Annotated in this window: 16 protein-coding genes; 10 read left to right on the top strand and 6 right to left on the bottom strand. The window is 32.4% G+C overall.

Annotated elements, in window-relative coordinates; genetic code table 11:
* Positions 1-71: 71 nt before the first annotated feature.
* Positions 72-905: an AraC family transcriptional regulator gene (locus tag LNQ81_RS15040; protein WP_229948118.1), complete on the top strand. Its 834-nt coding sequence runs from the start codon at positions 72-74 to the stop codon at positions 903-905.
* A gap of 88 nt (positions 906-993) precedes the next feature.
* Here LNQ81_RS15040 and LNQ81_RS15035 read toward each other — a convergent pair whose 3' ends face one another.
* From LNQ81_RS15035 to LNQ81_RS15025, 3 genes are read right to left on the bottom strand one after another with little or no spacing between them, the layout of a single operon-like run.
* On the bottom strand, positions 994-4,080 hold the full coding sequence (locus LNQ81_RS15035; RefSeq protein ID WP_229948116.1) for an efflux RND transporter permease subunit: 3,087 nt from the start codon (positions 4,078-4,080) through the stop codon (positions 994-996).
* Between the two features lie 19 nt (positions 4,081-4,099).
* Entirely contained in the window at positions 4,100-5,200 is a 1,101-nt protein-coding gene (locus LNQ81_RS15030; RefSeq protein WP_229948114.1) for an efflux RND transporter periplasmic adaptor subunit, read from the bottom strand.
* Between the two features lie 18 nt (positions 5,201-5,218).
* Positions 5,219-6,499: a TolC family protein gene (locus LNQ81_RS15025; protein ID WP_229948113.1), complete on the bottom strand. Its 1,281-nt coding sequence runs from the start codon at positions 6,497-6,499 to the stop codon at positions 5,219-5,221.
* 791 nt (positions 6,500-7,290) lie between these two features.
* On the opposite strand from LNQ81_RS15025, the gene LNQ81_RS15020 reads away from it, so the two are divergent.
* The 4 genes from LNQ81_RS15020 (at position 7,291) to eptA (ending at position 11,882) form a co-directional block, all read left to right on the top strand.
* Positions 7,291-7,929 carry a LexA family transcriptional regulator gene (locus LNQ81_RS15020; protein ID WP_229948111.1) on the top strand — a complete coding sequence of 213 codons (639 nt, stop codon included), beginning with the start codon at positions 7,291-7,293 and terminating at the stop codon, positions 7,927-7,929.
* A 97-nt stretch (positions 7,930-8,026) separates the two neighbouring features.
* Positions 8,027-8,689: a uracil-DNA glycosylase gene (gene ung / locus LNQ81_RS15015; RefSeq protein ID WP_229948109.1), complete on the top strand. Its 663-nt coding sequence runs from the start codon at positions 8,027-8,029 to the stop codon at positions 8,687-8,689.
* An 855-nt stretch (positions 8,690-9,544) separates the two neighbouring features.
* On the top strand, positions 9,545-10,378 hold the full coding sequence (locus LNQ81_RS15010) for a phosphatase PAP2 family protein (RefSeq protein ID WP_229948107.1): 834 nt from the start codon (positions 9,545-9,547) through the stop codon (positions 10,376-10,378).
* Positions 10,359-11,882 carry a phosphoethanolamine--lipid A transferase EptA gene (gene eptA, locus LNQ81_RS15005; RefSeq protein ID WP_229948105.1) on the top strand — a complete coding sequence of 508 codons (1,524 nt, stop codon included), beginning with the start codon at positions 10,359-10,361 and terminating at the stop codon, positions 11,880-11,882. Before LNQ81_RS15010 ends, eptA begins: the two co-directional genes overlap by 20 nt.
* A 35-nt stretch (positions 11,883-11,917) precedes the next feature.
* Here the strand turns inward: eptA and LNQ81_RS15000 are convergent, their stop codons facing one another.
* Positions 11,918-12,937: a threonine aldolase family protein gene (locus tag LNQ81_RS15000; protein ID WP_229948103.1), complete on the bottom strand. Its 1,020-nt coding sequence runs from the start codon at positions 12,935-12,937 to the stop codon at positions 11,918-11,920.
* Between the two features lie 82 nt (positions 12,938-13,019).
* The gene (locus LNQ81_RS14995; RefSeq protein ID WP_229948101.1) at positions 13,020-13,835 is read right to left on the bottom strand and encodes a helix-turn-helix domain-containing protein; all 816 of its coding nucleotides are present in this window, start codon (positions 13,833-13,835) and stop codon (positions 13,020-13,022) included.
* A gap of 152 nt (positions 13,836-13,987) precedes the next feature.
* Here LNQ81_RS14995 and LNQ81_RS14990 point away from each other — a divergent pair, with 152 nt between their 5' ends.
* On the top strand, positions 13,988-14,878 hold the full coding sequence (locus tag LNQ81_RS14990) for a hypothetical protein (protein WP_229948099.1): 891 nt from the start codon (positions 13,988-13,990) through the stop codon (positions 14,876-14,878).
* A gap of 92 nt (positions 14,879-14,970) precedes the next feature.
* Here the strand turns inward: LNQ81_RS14990 and LNQ81_RS14985 are convergent, their stop codons facing one another.
* Positions 14,971-15,633 carry a thiamine diphosphokinase gene (locus LNQ81_RS14985; protein WP_229948098.1) on the bottom strand — a complete coding sequence of 221 codons (663 nt, stop codon included), beginning with the start codon at positions 15,631-15,633 and terminating at the stop codon, positions 14,971-14,973.
* 122 nt (positions 15,634-15,755) lie between these two features.
* On the opposite strand from LNQ81_RS14985, the gene LNQ81_RS14980 reads away from it, so the two are divergent.
* The 4 genes from LNQ81_RS14980 to LNQ81_RS14965 all read left to right on the top strand — a co-directional run bounded on the left by LNQ81_RS14980 (position 15,756) and on the right by LNQ81_RS14965 (position 19,537).
* Positions 15,756-16,064, top strand: coding sequence for a rhodanese-like domain-containing protein (locus LNQ81_RS14980; protein ID WP_229948096.1), 309 nt, complete (start codon positions 15,756-15,758; stop codon positions 16,062-16,064).
* 356 nt (positions 16,065-16,420) lie between these two features.
* Positions 16,421-17,299 carry a diacylglycerol/lipid kinase family protein gene (locus LNQ81_RS14975; protein WP_229948094.1) on the top strand — a complete coding sequence of 293 codons (879 nt, stop codon included), beginning with the start codon at positions 16,421-16,423 and terminating at the stop codon, positions 17,297-17,299.
* Positions 17,300-17,412: 113 nt separating this feature from the next.
* Complete coding sequence (lpdA, locus tag LNQ81_RS14970) at positions 17,413-18,816, top strand: dihydrolipoyl dehydrogenase (protein ID WP_229948092.1); 1,404 nt, start codon at positions 17,413-17,415, stop codon at positions 18,814-18,816.
* A gap of 145 nt (positions 18,817-18,961) precedes the next feature.
* The gene (locus LNQ81_RS14965; protein WP_229948090.1) at positions 18,962-19,537 is read left to right on the top strand and encodes a hypothetical protein; all 576 of its coding nucleotides are present in this window, start codon (positions 18,962-18,964) and stop codon (positions 19,535-19,537) included.
* Positions 19,538-19,641 lie beyond the last annotated feature (104 nt).

The following is a 19,641-nucleotide window of genomic DNA, read 5'->3' as shown; positions in this document are numbered from 1 at the left end:
AGTAGAAGAGTTCTAGAAGTTAATTTGGTATAAAGTGTTATATTAATAGTATAATTCGTTAAGTTTGTGCTATGAAACTAGTCCAGTTTGAACCTCTATTTTTAAGGCATTTCCGCACAGAACAATGGCCTTTTACATATCATAACCATAATCACTTTGAGTTAATGCTCTTAAGTGAAGGGTATGGTGTACACGATTTAAATAAAGAGGAGTCTAATTATCAAGGAGATACTATTATATTTTTATCTCCGGAGGATAGTCATCACTTCTATATCGAGGGACAGACTAGGTTTAGAGTGATAAAGTTTTTGCCTAGTGCTGTAAAGGATGGAATTAATACAAGTAGTACTGACTACTGGGATAATCTGTTGACTAGCTTAGCTCGAAAGTGGAACTCAGGTAAGTTTAAGACTGATGATTTAGCATTAGTTAGTAAGATTATAGTCATTATAGATTTGATGATCATAGAATGGGAGGAGAATAAGCAGCAAGTGTCTGAGTTGCATATTAATCTACTTAGAAGTGTATTAATCCTTATGGATAAATATTGTACAGAACCTACCGTGGCTTCAGATGCCTATACAGCCTCTAAAATAGAGCGTATACAGAACTATATACATGGTCATATCCACTTCCCTGAAAAACTAGGATTAAAGCATTTGAGTACAATATTTGGATTATCAGAATCAGGCTTGAGAAACTTCTTTTCTACTAAAATGGAGATGAGCATTAGCAGTTATATCAATGCTTTAAAAATAGAAACTATCAAGAATAGAATAAAGCATACAGATCATTCTTTATCCTCTATAGCGATAGAGTTTGGCTTTACAGATGCTAGCCATTTTACGAAGTTTTTTTTTAGACATACAGGGATGAGTCCTTTAGAGTTTAAGAAGAGGAGGTGATTGTGGTGTGTGTAAAAATTTTCTGCAAAAAAAAGAGGCTTTGCATTTAATAACACAAAGCCTCTCCAAAAAAAATATATGAAAAAATCTACTTCTTATTTCTATAAGCCCAATAGAATACTAGCGGTAGGATAGTAAAGGAAAGTATCATACAGATAAGTAATCCTCCTACAATCATAATAGCTAATGGCTTTTGGATCTCAGATCCCATTCCATTAGACAGTGCCGCTGGTAGTAGTCCCATCGATCCCATAAGGGCAATCATAACTACTGGTCTAATACGACTCTTCACTCCATCTTTAATGGCGTCTATTAAAGGCATTCTGTGCTGTAGGTTTTCTCTCATTACTCCGATTAGTACAATACCATCTATCGTAGCAACACCAAAAAGAATAATGAACCCTATACCAGCAGATATTCCAAATATCGTGCCAGTCATCCATAATGACATAAATCCTCCAATAAAAGCAAACGGAATCGTAAGTGCCGCAATAGCAGTGTCTTTTACATTCCCAAAGTTGAAGTATAATAGCACTAGGATAAGGATTAAAGAGATAGGTACAACAAGGGTTAGCTGATTAGCCGCACGTTCTTTACTCTCAAATTCTCCTGCCCATTCCATTTTATTAGCTGCTGGCAGTTTTACTTCTTTATCTACTTTAGCTCTTGCTTCTGCTATTGTACTTCCAAGATCTCGTCCTTCAATACTAAATCCTATACCGATATATCTACTACCACCTTCTCTATATATAAAGGCTGGTCCTGTGTGATAATCTATTGTAGCGATTTCTTTTAGTGGTACTTGTTTACCATCTAATGAAGGGATTAATATCTCTTCTATTTTCTCTGCTGAGTCTCTATATCCTTTGTCAAAACGCAGTACCACGTCGAACATTCTTTCATTTTCATAGAGTGTCGTAGCTGCCTGACCACCAATAGTCATTGCTATTACTGCCTGAGCATCTGCTGTAGTTACAGCATACTTGGCCATCTTGTGATCATGTAGTTTTATTCTTAATTCTGGTTGACCGATGTTTTTAAATACATTTAAGTCAGTCACTCCCTCTACATCTTTAATGCTTTTGGCTACTTGATTAGCGTATTTCTCTAATTCGAATAAATCATCGCCAAATATCTTGATTACAAGAGAACTCTTAACTCCTGCTACGTATTCCTCTACGTTATCCTGTATAGGTTGGCTGAATCCAAAGTTTACTCCAGGGTAATTATCTAACTGTAATCTTATTTCCTCTAATAGTTTGTCTTTGGATATCTTACGTTTCCATTCATTTTCTGGTTTTAACTCTGCGTGAAATTCTATATTAAAGAATCCAGTAGGGTCTGTACCATCATTAGGGCGCCCTGTCTGAGATAAGACAAACTTGACCTCATCAAACTCTCTGATCTTCGCCTTCATTTCCTTAGATAGACGTACTGATTCATCTAAGTTAATACTACTCGGTAGTGTAGCTCTGATATAAAGTGCTCCTTCGTTAAGTTTAGGTAAGAATTCTGAACCATAATAATGAAAACGCACACCACAGATCACTAATAACCCTACAAATAGAGAAAGAGTTAATTTCTTATGTGTAAAACTCCAGTTGAACATCTTATAGATATTGTTTTTGAAGAACTTAGAAATCATATTCTCGCGTTCTTTAATGTCCTTAGTCAATAGCAATTTACACATCGCAGGCACATAAGTTAAACTCAGTATTAATGAACCAAGTAAGGCATATCCTAATGTAAAGGCTAGGGGAGAGAACATCTTACCTTCTACTTTTTGGAAAGAGAAGATAGGCATTAAAGCTACAATTAAGATTAATAGGGCAAAGAAGATATAACTTGCTACACTCGTAGCACTTTTCTTAATCGTTCCTAGTTTAGACATTCTATTAAACCTTGCCATACCAACTTGTTCTGCTCGCTTCTCTAATCCGACGAAGACGTGCTCTACGATGACAAGTGTTCCTTCTAGTAGTAAACCGAAGTCTAATGCACCCATCGAAATAAGGTTAGCTGGTAAGCCTTGTATCTTTAGCATTATAATAGCAAATAAGAATGCCAGGGGAATAACAGAGGCTACGATGAACGTCGTACGCCAGTTATATAAGAAGATAAAGACGATAATAGATACTAATATCACACCTTCTACTAAGTTTTTAGAGACAGTGTGTACTGTATTATTTACTAAATGTGTTCTATCTACTACAGTTTCTATTTGAACGTTCTTAGGTAAGATACGGCCATTTAGATCATCTATTTTTGCTTTTAAACTTTCGATGACAGCACTTGGATTTTCTCCACGTAGCATCACGACGATACCTTGTACCACATCTTCATCGTCTTGATAGCTTACTTGTCCTAGACGAGGTTTAGCTGAGATAGTTACATTAGCTACGTGCTTGACTAAGATAGGAGTACTTCCTTTTACTTCGATTAAGATATTCTCTATATCCTCCGCATTATCTAATAATCCTACACCACGTACGACATAAGCCTGATCACCACGTTGGATTACATCACCACCTACATTAATATTACTTTTCTCTACTGCCTCATAGACATCTAAAGGAGATAAGTCATAGTTGATTAATTCTGTTGGATTAATCTGTATTTCGTAAATCTTTTCTTCTCCACCGAAGCTTACTACATCAGCTACACCAGGTACAGAAAGTAACTCTCTTTCGATTACCCAGTCTTGGATAGCAGTAACTTCTTTTATAGGAAGGTCACTCTTCACGATATATCTAAATATCTCTCCTGTAGCTCCAGAAGGTGGTTCTATTTCAAATTCAGCTCCTTCAGGTAGGTTTACATTTCCCATTCTATTAGAAGCGTATTGTTGAGCGAAAAAGTCATCTACTTCATCGTTAAACAATACGGTCACTACAGAAAGACCAAATAAGGATATTGATCTTACCTCTGCTTTATTAGGAATAGTATTCACTTCTTTAGAGATAGGAAGAGTAATAAACTTTTCTACTTCCTCCGCACTACGACCTGGCCATTGCGTGATAATACGAGCTCTCGTATTGGTCACATCAGGGAAGGCCTCAATAGGAGTATGTATATAACTATAGATTCCTCCAAATAACAATAACAAGACACCGAAAATGACGATGAAAGTATTCTTAAGTGAGAAAGAAACTATATTTTTTACGAACTTTTGCATAAATAAAGGCTTTTACTACTTACAATTTGTTAGTTAATTGCTCATAGATTAGTAATTCATTTGTAGTAACGACCATCTCATTTTCTTTTACTCCATCAGCTACATATGTATAGATATTGTTTTTAGATACTGGTGTAATCTTTCTAATTTCTTGTTCACAGTCATTCTTATAGACTACCACATAGTTCTGATTATTGTCAAAGATGATTGCTGTATTAGGAATCGCTAATGATTTGCCATCATTAGTTTCTAACTGAATGATGATATCAGCAGACATACCTGGCTTTAATTTCATTTCCTTGTTTACCATAGAGATTTGTGCTTTAAGCACGCGCTCTTCTGCATCAAACACTTGTGATACTTTAGTTACTTTTCCTGCGAAATATTCATCAGGATAAGCTAGGGTAGAGACCTGTACACCTTGATTAGGTTGTATATGGCGCATATTCGTTGTATATACATTAGCCATAATCCATACATCAGATAGATCCGCTATCGTGAATAGGGGTTCATCACCTGCATTTACAGTCATACCTGTACTAATACTTTTTGTCACGATATATCCAGACTGTGGAGCGACTACTTTAACTACCCCAGATTCACCATGACTATTAAATATGGCTAAACTACTTTTAGAAGCAGTTACTTTACTCTTTAAAGTTTTTACATCTTCTTGTGCCTCTACTAATTCTTTTTGAGAAGAGATACCATCTTTATACATAGACTCTACAGACTCTAATTCTCTAAGGGCTACTTTTAGTTCTGCTTCAGTAGATTTGAGTTCGCTGTATATCTCATTAGTATCTGTACTTTTGATTTCAGCTAATAACTGACCTTTCGTAACATAGTCTCCTAATGAGAAGTATGTATTAGATACTAATCCATCTACTAAACTGTTATAAGGAACAGTCTTATCTTGGTTATAATCAATATATCCATTTAACGTTAAGCTACGCTCTACAGATCTAAGCGTTACTTTTTCCATCTTAAGCGTGTTTTTCATCGCTTCAGAAAGACACTCTTGAGTAGGAGTTGTCTCTTCAGTATTTTGACTTCCCTTATTACAGCTAACTAAGGCTATATTGAATAAGGCTAATGTAAGTATAGAATATTTTGTCATTTTCATTTCGTTTAAATCTTATAAATCTTTCCCTACAGCATACTGTAGTTTCTCGAAGTGATCATTTAGATCTTTCTTAGTTTCTAATAGGATAGTCTTATTCTCAATATAGGCCTCTACAAAGTCTAAGTACTCGATTAAGCTAACATTTCTCTTTTGAAAGTTCCTGTGATAAGCGTCAAGCAACTGATCTAATTGCCCTTCATAATCACTTTCAATATCTTTATATAAAGCCTCTGCGTGGTGATAGTTTCTAAATGCCTCTACGATATCATTAGCTATTTCATTTAGCTTGGTTTGTGTATCTAGTTTAGCTAATTCAATGTCTATTTTTGCTTCTTTGATATTTCCTTTATTTCTATCGAATATTGGCAAGTCAAAGGAAATTCCAAAACCAACGAAATCACGCATTATATTCCCTCCTCTGTCATAGTCTACACCTAGTGTAATATCAGGTACTCGTTGTGCTTTCTCGATTTCGAATCGCTTTACTGACTGTTTCTCTAGCGTCTTGCTTTTTAAAGCATCTGGTCTTTCTTCTTGTGCTGAGATAATCCAGTCCTCTAATTTTAATTCAGATACCTCCTTATTGGGAGCGATTAGCAAATCAGTTATTTCTACTTGTGTATTATTGCCTATACTGATATAATTCTTAAAGTCTTTGATAGCTTCTTCTAGTTCTTTGTTGATGTTAACCAACTCTTTTTTAAACTGAAGTTCTGCAGCTTTTAGTCTGATATACTGGGCTTGGCTAATATTCCCTTGTTGTAACTGGTTTTTATATGCCAATGTAAGGCTCTGAGTACTTTCTATCTGTTTCTCATATATCTTACGTTGCTCTTGAAGCATTTGAATATCAGAAAGGTTATTTCTCAACTCTAGTTTAAGCTCTCTAATAATACTTTCAAACTCTTGTCTTTTCTCTTCTATAGTTAGCTTTTGTAACTCAATCGTCTTTTTGCGTTTACCTCCTGTTTGAATCATTTGCTCCACTCTGAAGGCATACTGCTGTGCTTCACCCCAGTTTCCTACTAGTTTTGGTTGTTCTTCTATATCAGAAGTTCGCCAGAAGTTTACTTCCGAAACTTCAAAAGTAGGGTTGGGCCATAAACGAGCTTGCAGTAACTGAGCTTCAGCTTGTGATATCTCGAGATTCTTAGCAATCAGGTCTAAATTCTGCTCTAAGAACATTGCTTCAGCACTTTCCTTTGATAGTATTAGTGTTTTCTTGTTGCCATCCTGAGCAAAAGTTCCCAGACTTAAGGCACATAAAACGGTTACTAAAGTATTTTTAAACATTGTCTATTTATTTTAAGGTCAAAATTATTAGTTGATACTTATAGGGCACTTTGAATTTGATTAGATACAGATTAAAACAACATTAGAATACGATTAGAAATAAGTCAATAACTCAATTAAAGAAATCACAATACTCAAGATAATTAATTCTATCTTTTCGAATTCTTGTAGTAAAAAGTAGAATTGTTATTAATCAAAAAAATTAACTTCTTTATACTTTTTGAATATAATTAGTGTATCTACAATAAGAGTATTACAAAAAAGAAGCCAAAAAATAAAAATGGTCTAATATTTATACAGAAATAAGTTTTTTAATCATAAAACATCTCCAATTTGTGATCCTTCAAATCATCAATCTCTCTAAATATCAATCAATTATTGCGAATTATGGACGTATTGTAGGTCATCTCTTTTTTTAAAATATTGGCAAAATATTTGAGAATGATTGCTTTGTATACATTATTGTGAATTAATAAACATCATTAACCTTATATTATTTGAATATTATGATTATTTGGTATTATTATTTTGTATTTTGTATTGTATAAATAATAATAAAACAACATTTTTATATCTTTTAAATACTGTGTTATCATAAGGCCTAAGCTATTATAGTTTGTTTTAAGATGATTTAAATTGGTACAGTTTTTACTAGTAATTAGAAGATAGAGTACAAATAGCCACTAATCATATTCTTTGAATTCTATCATTATAACCTTGATAGGCTACTTAAATATGAGTTAAAACAATTGTTAAACAAAAAAGAAAATTAAACATTAAAAATTAAGGCTATGCAAGATGCAACAGGAGTAATCAAAAAATTAAAGAGAATGATGGGGATTAAAACTGATCTCCAACTTTCTGTTATTCTAGATGTTAAACCTAATACTATCTCATCGTGGAAAAAGAGAGATAGTTTACAATACGAAGGATTAATAGCATTGTGTAAAGAGCACAAGATAGATCTAAACGAATTATTCTTTTCAGATTCTACTGCGGTTTATAATACTAGTTATCACAAGCGAAAAGTAAAAATGATTTCAATAGATCATCACTTTGAATATTTTCTAGATCCAGAGAAAACATTAGCAACGGCTCCTAGTTATGTGTTTCCTACTACTGAAGAGGTGGATACTGCTTTTCAGGTTTCTGTAGACAATATGTATCCTACTATAAAAATGACTTCTTATGTTATTACTAAACGTATTGATATCAAAGAATTACAGTTATGGCATATCTATTTATTTATTCTAAAAGATAAAGGAATCGTAATATATAGATTTAAACGCAAAACAGAAGAAGGTAAGCTTTTACTGATAAGTGATAATCCTGCTTTTGACAATATAGAAGTAAATATAAAAGATGTCAAAGATGTTTTCTGTGTAAGAGGAGCTTTCTTACCTAATATGAAAAACGCTACAGAGCTATAATTTTAAAAAACTAGTTAGGGCTAAGCATACGCTTAGCCCTCTGTCTATATACTAATTTAGAAATGCACCAATAAAATGACTTATATTTGAAAAAAAAATGAAAATACAAGCATCAGGTTGGAATACCTACTTAAAAGAAGAAATATCTTCTCCATACTTTAAAACACTTATGCAAACTGTTGATTCTCTCTATGAAATATCGATGGTCTTTCCTCCTAAAGAAGAAGTATATAAAGCTTTTGATCTAGTTGATTTTAAAGATGTTAAAGTAGTTATTATTGGTCAAGATCCATACCACGGTGCTTTTCAAGCTAATGGGCTATCTTTTAGTGTCAGTAAAGGAGTTAAATTACCTCCTAGCTTACAGAATATCTATAAGGAGCTAGAAAGTGATCTAGGCATCCGAAATCTAAATGGAGACTTAAGTAAATGGGCAGAGCAGGGAGTGTTCTTGCTAAACGCCACTCTAACTGTAGAAGAGAAGAAAGCGGGCTCTCATCAGAGAATTGGTTGGGAGAAGTTTACAGATGGAGTAATTGAACAATTGAGTAAACACAGAGAGAATCTTGTATTTATACTTTGGGGAAGCTATGCGCAGAAAAAAGGTAAGACTATTGATAGAACTAAGCACTTAGTTATAGAAACAGTACATCCATCACCATTATCTGTATATAGAGGTTTCTTTGGAAGCAAACCATTTTCTAAAACAAACGATTATCTAGCCTCTAAAGAAGTAAAGATAATAGATTGGAGTGTTTAGGAATATATTGATCCTAATCATTCTTTTAGGTCAGTTTTTAAAATAATCAAATTAACATATTAATTTTTATACGCATCTTGAGTTGAGTTTAGAAAAGATGTAGGTACATATACTACTTTCTTTAAAACAACAACTAATGATAAGTGTTAAAGTATTTCATATTCATTTGCTTATCAGATGTTTGGAAGTGCTTTGTTAATTGCTATCGGTGGAGAGGATACTTCAGAGTATGAGATTAACTTTTTAACTAATACAACTTTTATTCTTATTGATTTAGAAAAATTTCTGTAGAAAAAGCTAATTCTATGGTGTATCCTAAAGGAACTGTAATTATTCAGAAGAATTTTAATAGAAAGAAAAATACCTTTAAAAATTTAATCTTAAAAGCCATCTATACTATAGATGGCTTTTTTGTTAATTAGGTATATTAAGTAATAATTACTCCATGCAAAAATTCTTTTTAATTTATTGATACTAATAATGAACGCTGTAGATTATTTCTATTATGGTTCTTACTTAGTTATACTACTTTTTATTAAGGGATTATCATGCGTATTCTATATAGCTTAAATAGTAGTTAGAATATTGAGAATGCCATTCATATAAAATATAATTTATTTAAATAATAGTTTTTAGGTATTATTGAAATAATTATACATTTATACCGTTATACTTCAATAAAAAAACAACAATACTTGTTTATATTTATTATAAATAATTAAAATGTGTTTAAAATGAATAAACTTTTAAGTAATTATTAAGTTAATGTTACCTAAGTGTTATTCCAATGCAATTGAATGTGAATAATGGGTAATAACAAATAAAATATGAAAACATTTATCTATTTGGGAAGTAATGAATCAGATTATTAATAACAATTACTGTAGAGTTAGAGCACTTCTATTTCTACTACCTTTTCTACTATTAATCATTATTGCCTTTAGCTTATACTTTGTAGACTGTTTATCTATAGAGGGGTATATAAAGGTTCAGAAAAACACTTTTTTATATATTAATAAAAACGTAGGTTGTTATCCAACCCTAGTGTCTAATATGACACAGATAGGAGATGCTTTAGTCTTTCTCTCCCTTCTCAGTATCTTATATGTTTATACACCTAGGCTATGGGAATCATTAATTACAAGTTCTTTATTTTCACTATTATTTACTGTCTTAATAAAGAATGTTTTTGCTATACCAAGACCTGCAGCTTCTTTTGATAATCACAGTTTTTTTATAGTAGGAGAGCGATTAGCAGCTTCTAATAGCTTTCCATCTGGACATTCTATTACTGTCTTTAGCATTTTGACTGTATTGATGTTTGCATTTATGCCTAAAAAAGCCAAACATAAGATAAGTTACTTTATTTTTATTGTATTGTTGGGATTGGTATTTGCATTTACACGAGTAGCGGTAGGAGCACATTATCCATTAGACGTTATAGTAGGTAGCCTTGTAGGTTATATCTGTGGTATAATAGGAACTTTAATATCTAAAAAATATGAATTTTGGAAGTGGATTCACAATAGAAAGTATTACCCTGTGTTTATTATTTTATTTTTCATTTGTAGTATATTGCTTGTTCATAGGATAATGGAAAGAAATTTAGTTGTCTATTACCTATCATTGATAAGCTTAATCATTACATTGTATAAAATCACTACTCTTTATGTTAAAAAAACAAATTAGAACAAGTTATTTCGCTTTAGTAATGAGCGTTTTACTCTTGTTGTTATGTCATTATTCATTCTATAGATTCGTTTTTGAGAATATTGAATACATTAGTTTAAATGGGATATTGCTTATCGTTAGTTTAATAATTCTAATGGTAGCAGCTAATTTCTTTGCTATTTATTTATTTACTTCAATACATCGCTATCTTGGAAAGTTTTTGCTGATTCTTTCGTTTATTATTAATAGTATCGCTGTTTATTTTGTCAATACTTATAATGCTATAGTTGATGAAAGTATGATTAGCAATGTATTTAATACTAATTTTGAAGAATCAAGCAGTTTCTTTTCAATCAAGTTAGTAGTATATTTTATTATAATAGGCGTGTTGCCTAGTATTTATATTTACAAGGTAAAATTAGTTCCTGAGAGCTTAAAGAGATTTGGCTCTGTAAGTTCACTTACCTTAGTATTTATGTCAATACTAGCCTTTGCTAACTCAAGTAACTGGCTATGGATAGATAAATACTCTAAGCAATTAGGTGGATTGGCAATGCCGTGGTCTTATAGTGTGAATACTTCCTTGTATTTTATACACGCCGCACAGAAGAATAAAAAGGAGATTTTATTACCTGATGCCAAGATTAGAGATAAAGAGAAGTCAGTAGTTGTATTGGTAATCGGAGAATCTGCCAGAAAGGAGAATTTCTCCTTATATGGGTATTCTAAAAATACAAACCCATTACTATCTAAAGTAGAGAATCTGTATCACTTCGATGCTACTTCATGTGCTACCTATACGACAGCAGGAGTGAAGTGCATCTTAGAGCATGAGCCAACTAATGACTTATACGAGATATTGCCAAATTATCTATATCGCAATGATGTAGAAGTAATCTGGAGAACAACGAACTGGGGAGAACCACCTGTACATATTGAAAAATATCAAGATAGAGATATTCTTAAGCAAAAAGTAAAAGGAGAATATACAGAATATGATGAAGTATTACTAGCAGGGTTAAAAGAAGAAATACAAGGTAGTAAAAAGAATAAAGTCTTAGTAATCTTACATACTAGCACAAGTCATGGTCCTACTTATAACAAGAAATACCCTAGTCAATTTGAGGTGTTTAGCCCTGTATGTAATAGTGTGGAATTAGCAAACTGTAGTAAAGAAGAGCTAATGAATGCTTATGACAATACCATTGTTTATACAGATTATATTCTTAACAAAGTTATAGAGGATTTAAAACAGTTGAGTGATTATAAAAGTACAATGCTCTTTGTCTCAGATCATGGTGAATCTTTAGGAGAGAAAAATCTATATATGCACGGTGTCCCAATGAGCTTTGCTCCGAAAGAACAATATGAGATACCTTTTATTGTTTGGGTGTCAAAAGACTCAAGAACTCTTAAGCCAAATAAAGATTTGTCACAGCAGCATGTATTTCACAGTGTTTTAAACTTCTTACATATAGATAGTCCGATATATAATGAAGCCATGAATATCTATAAACCTTAAGATAGAATAGAAAAAGCTCCACTAAGGAGCTTTTTCTATTCTATCTTGTCAATAAATTCATCAACAATTTTTTCATGTGTTGCCCATGAAGTAATAAGCCTAATAGCGGCATATTCTTGGTCTATTGATTTCCATATATAGAAATCATAGTCTTTATTTAACTTTTCTATCAGAGTTAAGGGAAGAATAGGGAATAACTGATTCGTAGTAGAATCACCTAAGAAATGAAATCCTTTTGCTTTAAATGCTTCTGTTAATTTGGTAGCCATTCTATTTGCATGACTCGCTAAGTCAAAATATAGATTATCCGTGAACAAAGCCTCAAATTGTAATCCTAGTAGTCTTCCTTTGGCTAGTAAAGCACCTTTTTGTTTTAGATTATAATCAAAATAAGTAGCTAATTCATTATTATTAAATACAATGGCTTCACCTAATAATCCTCCATTTTTAGTTGCTCCTATGTAGAACACATCTGTTAAATCTGCTACATCCTTTAGTGTAAGGTCATTATTATCAGCTGTCAATGCATGTCCTAATCTAGCCCCATCTATAAAAAGGTATAATCCTAACTGCTTACAAGTAGAAGAGATAGCAGTTAGTTCTTCTTTAGTATAGATAGTGCCCAGCTCTGTAGAGTTAGAAATATATACCATCTTAGGCTCTACCACATGAGGTCTTAATCCATATTCACCTGCTGTGCGTTCTATATCGTGAGCTGTTAGCTTGCCATTAGCAGTGGCTACTGGGATTACTTTATGTCCTGTAGCTTCTATAGCCCCTGTCTCATTCGCAAATATATGTCCGGTCTGAGGTGCTATAACTGCTTGGTGTGTACGTAGAATAGAAGAAATAACTAATAAATTAGCTTGAGTTCCTCCAGACACGAAGTATATCTGTGCCTTAGGATTCTCTATTTTAGTTTGGATTAATTCTTTAGCTTTTAGAGAATATTCGTCTTCACCATATCCCGCTTGTTGGATTAGATTAGTTTCTATTACTCTATTTAATATATTAGGATGCATGCCTTCAGCATAATCATTTTTAAAACTGTACATAGTCACTTCGTATTAATTGATATACAAAATTACAGTAGAAATAACTATAAAAATAGAATGTTCTAAACTTAATAGAAAATATTTAACCTTTGTGTTGATTTTTAAATATAGCAGGAGTTACACCATATTTTAATTTAAATATGCGTATAAAATGACTTTCATCAGAGAAATCACATTGATAAGCTATTTCTGCTTGACTCATAGAGGTGTATAGCAATAAGTCAAGAGCTTTATTTAGTTTTTGTTCTCTTAAGAATTCTCCAAAACTCATATTAAAATATTGAGGGAATTTTCTAGATAGATATACAGGATGCAATTGCAATTCTGTAGCAAGATAATTTAACGAAAGTAGTTCCCATCGTTCTTCTCGTATGATTTCTTTTAGCTTTTTTACCCACAATGGGGTGTCAGATTTCTCTGTAGTGGTATTTAGCCTAGTTATTTGTGCAAAAGTCTGTAGTAAAAGCCCATCTACAGCTAGATTAGTCGCCTTGTCTGCCAGTTGAGACTCTACGTGTATCTTGTTAAATATAGTCTGAAGACTAGGATCTTTTAAGAGAAAGTTTCCCTCTATAATACTAGATGATAGATCATATTTCAAGAACCATTCTGTTGGGATTTCCACATGTAGAAAGTCAAAATCTTTCTGTATATCTTTATTGTAATGTGGCTCTTGACTATTGTGGTATAGTAAGCTTTTAGGAGTTAGTTCTAATGCCCCCTTTTTAGTAACCTCATTAAGATGACCATTTAGATTATATAAGAAATAAGCGTGCTTATGATAATGCCATGGTATATGTGCATCAGCAGTAGCATTCGCTTTACTTAGGATAACATCTTTTACGATTACCTGTTTTTTACGCTCTCCGAAGTGTTCTCCTTCTTTTAAATAATCCATCTTTATCTGCTTAAGATCTTATGTAAAGATAGTATTTAAGAATTATAAGTGTGTTTTTTATAGTCATTGTTTTTTTGTTTATAATTTGTAAATTTTTTAAAATAACTATATTGTGAATAAAATATAACTATATTTATAGTTAAAATAAATCTATGTTAGAAATTAATAAAATATTAGAAGACTATTTAAATACTGCTTCATTATCTGTTCAACAGGTATTAATGGCTGACAACATAAAGCATCCTGAATGGGAAGATAATGCAGAGATAATGGAAATAGCTAAACAACAAATGCTAGCATCTATTGATGTACTCTCTGATGAATCTATTTTTGCATTCATAGGAGTACATGCTAAAATTCCCTTAGTTGGAAAAAGACATAGCATAGGATTTCTGATTACTAATTTTAGAGTTATAACACAGTCAGATGTTACTTTTGTCAATAGAGATATTATTCCTAAGCTTGAATATTTTATACAAAAATCAGATGCAGAAGAATTAGGAATAAGGCTTTGGGATGACTTTAGTAATAAGAATACTTTAGTTACTAGTGAAGAACAGTTAGAAGGTATGGAGATAGCTCTACAAGATTCTTTGAAGTTAATTTTACCTAAGCTACAAGGTTTAAATTATTTACCAGAAGAGATTAAAAAAGCTACTGACTTAAAAGGAGTAATAAGAGAGTTAGGGCTACATAATATTTTAAAAAGCACAAGTGAAGAACAAAAGTTAGTAACTAAATTTGTACAGAAATGCGAGCTAGTAGGTGTTGATATTTTATATGTTATATTAGACAAGCCTTTATTTAGTAGTCCTTATGGGATGGTTATCACCAAAACAGGTATTGTAAGCAGAGATTTTGGAGAAGAAAGCGTGACAAGTTTATGGGAAGAAATAAAGAGAAGTCCTGCTATAGTAGGTGAAGAAGAAACACAGTTCAGCATAGGAGGTAAAAAACATTTTATTCCTAGTTATCAAAAAGAGCATTTGCCTGCTATCATAAATCTAATTAATGAAATTGCGCAAGGAACGATTAGTGTTTAGTAGAGATATAATAGATAACCAATGATGCTATGCAAAGCTAGGAAACTTGGTATAGCATCATTATTTTAGTTTTAATTCTTATCTAAATTACTTTAATCATGACATTCCATCATCAGTAAGTTACCAGTGTTATATTTAATAGTCACCATTCCATCTTCTAATACAGAATTACTACTTCCTGTGCGTTCACCTAGTAGTAGAGATTCATTATGAAGAGGGTAGAGCAGATTAGTTGTGATAATATTAGTTACTTCGCCTATTGGGATAAGAGAGATAATAGTATCCTTTTCATACCACTTTTTGAAGTGATTAGGTAGCGGATATATACGTGAGTAGTCATCGTACATTGTTATCTTAAGTCTATCTTTATATTTGCTAATATTCGTAATATTGGTGATAGTGTGATCCGCGCGTTTACCAGTAGCCCAGATTACATTAGCAGCTGGTATACCACGTTTTATAAGATAGTCAAATCCCTTTTCTAAGTCAGTTGAGTTTTGATCAGTTATATGTATGATCTCTATAGGATATTGTTTTTCTCTATAAGCATCTGCATCGAAGTCTCTATCAAAATCACCAAGTAACACATCTACTTTTATCCCTAGATCTATGACTCTCTCTATGGCAGAATCTAGTACAACAACTAGGGGAGACCATTCAAGTAGTTGTCCCATAAGTTCTTGGCTACAGGCAGCACCATTAGCTATAATTAAAGCAGGCTCTTGGTCATCTCTGACGATATGATGTGAAGACATATTAGTGAGTTTAATAAGGCAAATTAAGGTATAATGTAGGATATAGAGTCAATTTATTTTAAAAAAATTTCATTTGAAATAGAATAACTTTATATTTGACCCAATTACTAAAAGAACAAACAATGACAAATTTATCACAAGAACAATGGTGGGAAAAAGCGCAAGCTGATTCTAATGCTATTATACTAGACGTACGTACAGAAGAAGAAGTAGAAGAGAAGGCTATCTCAGGTTCTATCAATATAGACATCTATAAAGGACAAGGTTTTTTAGATGAAATAGCTAATCTAGACAAAACTAAAGCTTACTATATCTATTGTAAATCAGGTGGAAGAAGTAGTCAAGCATGTCATGTGATGGAATCTTTAGGTTTCGAAGAGACACATAACCTTTTAGGAGGTATTACAGAATGGGAAGGACCTATTAAATAAAGTATATTAAAGCCAATTCATTAGAGTTGGCTTTTTTGTATCTATAAGGTTATTTCACTTTATCTCTATTCCTTTTATAGATAAATATATTTGCACTATGCTAGAGGTATTCTTGCACATTCCTTAGAGAAAGAGGTGCTCTGGGCAAGAAAACTGCAAGAAAACCACAAGCACCCCCTAGAATCAGCAAGCGAGACGCTATATCTATTATGTACAGTATACCTATGAAAAGATACTCTAATCTAAATTTTAAGGATATCATAAGTATTATGCGATATCAATATTAGAATAGCTTTGTATATTTGTATTCACATAGTGTACATACTGTATAGCCTATAATTTATCGAAATCTTATTATGAGAAAAATCTTTTTTATCGTTAATCCAATTTCTGGAAAAGGAAAACACAATATTACTGCGGATTATATTAAAACATTCTTTGATGAAAAAGTATTTGATATACACGTACTATATTCTACTTATAAAAGACATGCTATCGAATTAACACAACAGGCTCTATCAGCAGGAGCAGATATTATCGTAGCTTGTGGAGGTGATGGAACTATTCATGAAGTAGCTACACAAGTAGTGGATAAGGATGTAGTATTTGGAGTGGTACCTGTAGGCTCAGGTAATGGATTAGCTTCTAATCTATCTATTCCTAAAGATATAGAGCAGGCGATAATACGTGTACGCGATGGAAAAGTAATGAATATGGATGTCGGTAGTATTAATGGTGAATATTTCTTTAGTAATTTGGGATTTGGTATAGATGCTACCATTATAGATAACTATGAAAAATCAGGTAAGCGCAAATTAGGTGCTTATATCAAGGCAGCATTAAACTCTGCTCAGCAGTATAAAGCCAAGAGAATGCTCGTTACTTATAAAGGACAGACTAAAGAGGTAAATCCTTTACTGTTATTTATCTCTAACTCTAATGAGATGGGATATAATATGTCTCTGACCCCTAAAGCAAGTCTGACAGATGGGTTATTAGATTATTTAATGGTGCCAAAAATTAATTTATTAAAGCAATTAACTTTTGGACTATATGTAATCTTAAAGAAAACAGAGAAGTTTAGAAAAACAGACTACGTTCAGTCTGATCATATTATAGTAGAAATCATAGGACAAGAAAGAAATGGTTTTCAGATGGATGGAGAGTATTATGAGTACGATACTAATCAGTTTGAGATTAGAGTTATTAAAGGAGGACTAAGAGTATTGTGCTAGTAGTGATTATTATTGATAAAATTAAGAAACTTTAAAGTTCTCTTTTTAGACTAAATTATATAAAAAGTGTAACTTTGTAAGATATATAAAAACAACAAATAAGATAATATATTATGAATTCATTTGACGTAGTTGTAATTGGTTCAGGACCTGGAGGATATGTAGCAGCAATTCGTTGTGCTCAATTAGGATTTAAAACTGCTATAGTAGAGAAATACTCTAACTTAGGAGGAACTTGTCTTAATGTAGGGTGTATTCCTTCTAAGGCATTATTAGCATCATCTCACCACATGGAAGAGATTGCTCATTTTGCTGATCACGGAATAGAAATCACTGGAGAAGTAAAGTTCGATTTATCAAAAATGATCGAAAGAAAACAAGCAGTAGTTGATCAAACATCTTCAGGTGTTAAATATCTAATGGACAAAAACAAGATTACTGTTTTTGAAGGAGTTGGATCATTTGAGAACGCAACTACTATCAATGTAACTAAATCAGACGGAAGTGTAGAAACATTCGAAGCTAAACATAGTATTATTGCTACAGGATCTAAACCATCTACTTTACCATTCATTACTTTAGATAAAGAAAGAGTAATTACTTCAACAGAAGCTTTAAAACTTCCTGAAGTACCTAAACACTTAATCGTAATCGGTGGTGGTGTTATCGGTCTTGAATTAGGTCAAGTATACATGAGATTAGGATCTAAAGTATCTGTAGTAGAGTATGCTGATAGAGTACTACCTACAATGGATAGTGCTGTATCTAAAGAATTAACTAAAGTGCTTAAAAAAGCAGGTATGAAGTTCTATACTTCTCACAAAGTACAAGGAGTAGTACGTGAAGGAGATGTAGTAACAGTAACTGCAGAAGATAAAAAAGGAGAATTAGTTACTCTAGAAGGAGATTACACTTTAGTAGCTGTAGGTCGTCGTCCATATACTGATGGATTAAATGCTGAAAAAGCTGGAGTTAAATTAACTGATAGAGGACAAGTAGAAGTGAATGATCATTTACAAACTACAGCTTCTAATATCTATGCTATTGGTGACGTAGTACGTGGTGCTATGTTAGCTCATAAAGCTGAAGAAGAAGGAGTGATGGTAGCTGAGTTCTTAGCAGGACAAAGACCTCATATTGATTATAACTTAATCCCTGGTGTAGTTTACACTTGGCCAGAAGTTGCTTCTGTTGGAAAAACAGAAGAGCAATTAAAAGCAGAAGGAGTTGATTACAAAGCGGGTAGCTTCCCATTTAAAGCTTTAGGACGTGCAAGAGCAAGTGCTGAAACAGATGGGTTAGTTAAAATCTTAGCTGATAAAAATACTGACGAAGTATTAGGAATACACATGGTAGGAGCTCGTGCTGCAGACTTAATCGCTGAGGCAGTAGTAGCTATGGAGTTTAGAGCATCTGCAGAGGATATCTCTAGGATGTCTCATGCTCACCCAACTTTCGCAGAGGCTATTAAAGAAGCTGCGTTAGCTGCAACTGATAACAGAGCATTACACGTATAATCTGATTATACTGAAATACATAGAAAAGCCTAGATATATTCTAGGCTTTTTTTATTTATAATTACCAGCTTAAGACTACAGAATAGTATTTGTTCTTATTGTTAATTTAATTATGTTTGTGTTAACTGTATATTAACAATTAAACATGAAAAAATACTTAATTCTTTGTTTTGCTGCATTAGCTTTATCTTGTAGTAAGAGTGATGATAATACTCCTAAAGGAGATACTATATTTGATGCCCCTTATAGTGGCTTAAAAAGTCTAGATGAATTGCCTGTAGGTACTTTAAAGTATGCTGGTAATAAAATAGGGGGGCAACCAGTAGGCTTATTAGGAAAAGATAGTAAGACTTGTAAAAATTCTGATTATCTACTTCTAGATATGAAAAGAGAAGTATTGACATATCACTTATTCGAAAAGAAAGAAGGAAATATTTGCGCGTTGTTTTGGGATTTTCCAGAAGAGATTATTCTTAGTGAGGTAAAGGAAACAGGAAAATTACCTGTTCAGATTTATACTAAAATAAAAAGGGCTCCTACTAAAGAAGAATTAGAAATAAATCCAGATAAAACTTATTATATTGAAACAAAACTAAAATATAATGGTGAATTAGAAGCTGGTTTTCAAGCAGGATATTTAAGAATAGAGGATAAACTATCTAATGTTTCTGAAGGAAGTCTTAATAAAGGGAAAAGTTATTTATATTTCCATATTAAATAATAGTATAAGGGGTATTAAGTTCGTTTAATACCCCTTTATTATTATCTGTAATACTAACATTATATTAGCTTTTAGATTTATTTTTTATTAGTAGATTTGTTATT

Origin of the sequence: Myroides oncorhynchi, from assembly GCF_020905415.1 — a bacterium.
Taxonomy (GTDB): domain Bacteria; phylum Bacteroidota; class Bacteroidia; order Flavobacteriales; family Flavobacteriaceae; genus Flavobacterium; species Flavobacterium oncorhynchi_A.
Note: the sequence above shows the minus strand (reverse complement) of the source record. Positions and strands in the feature narration are given on the sequence as shown.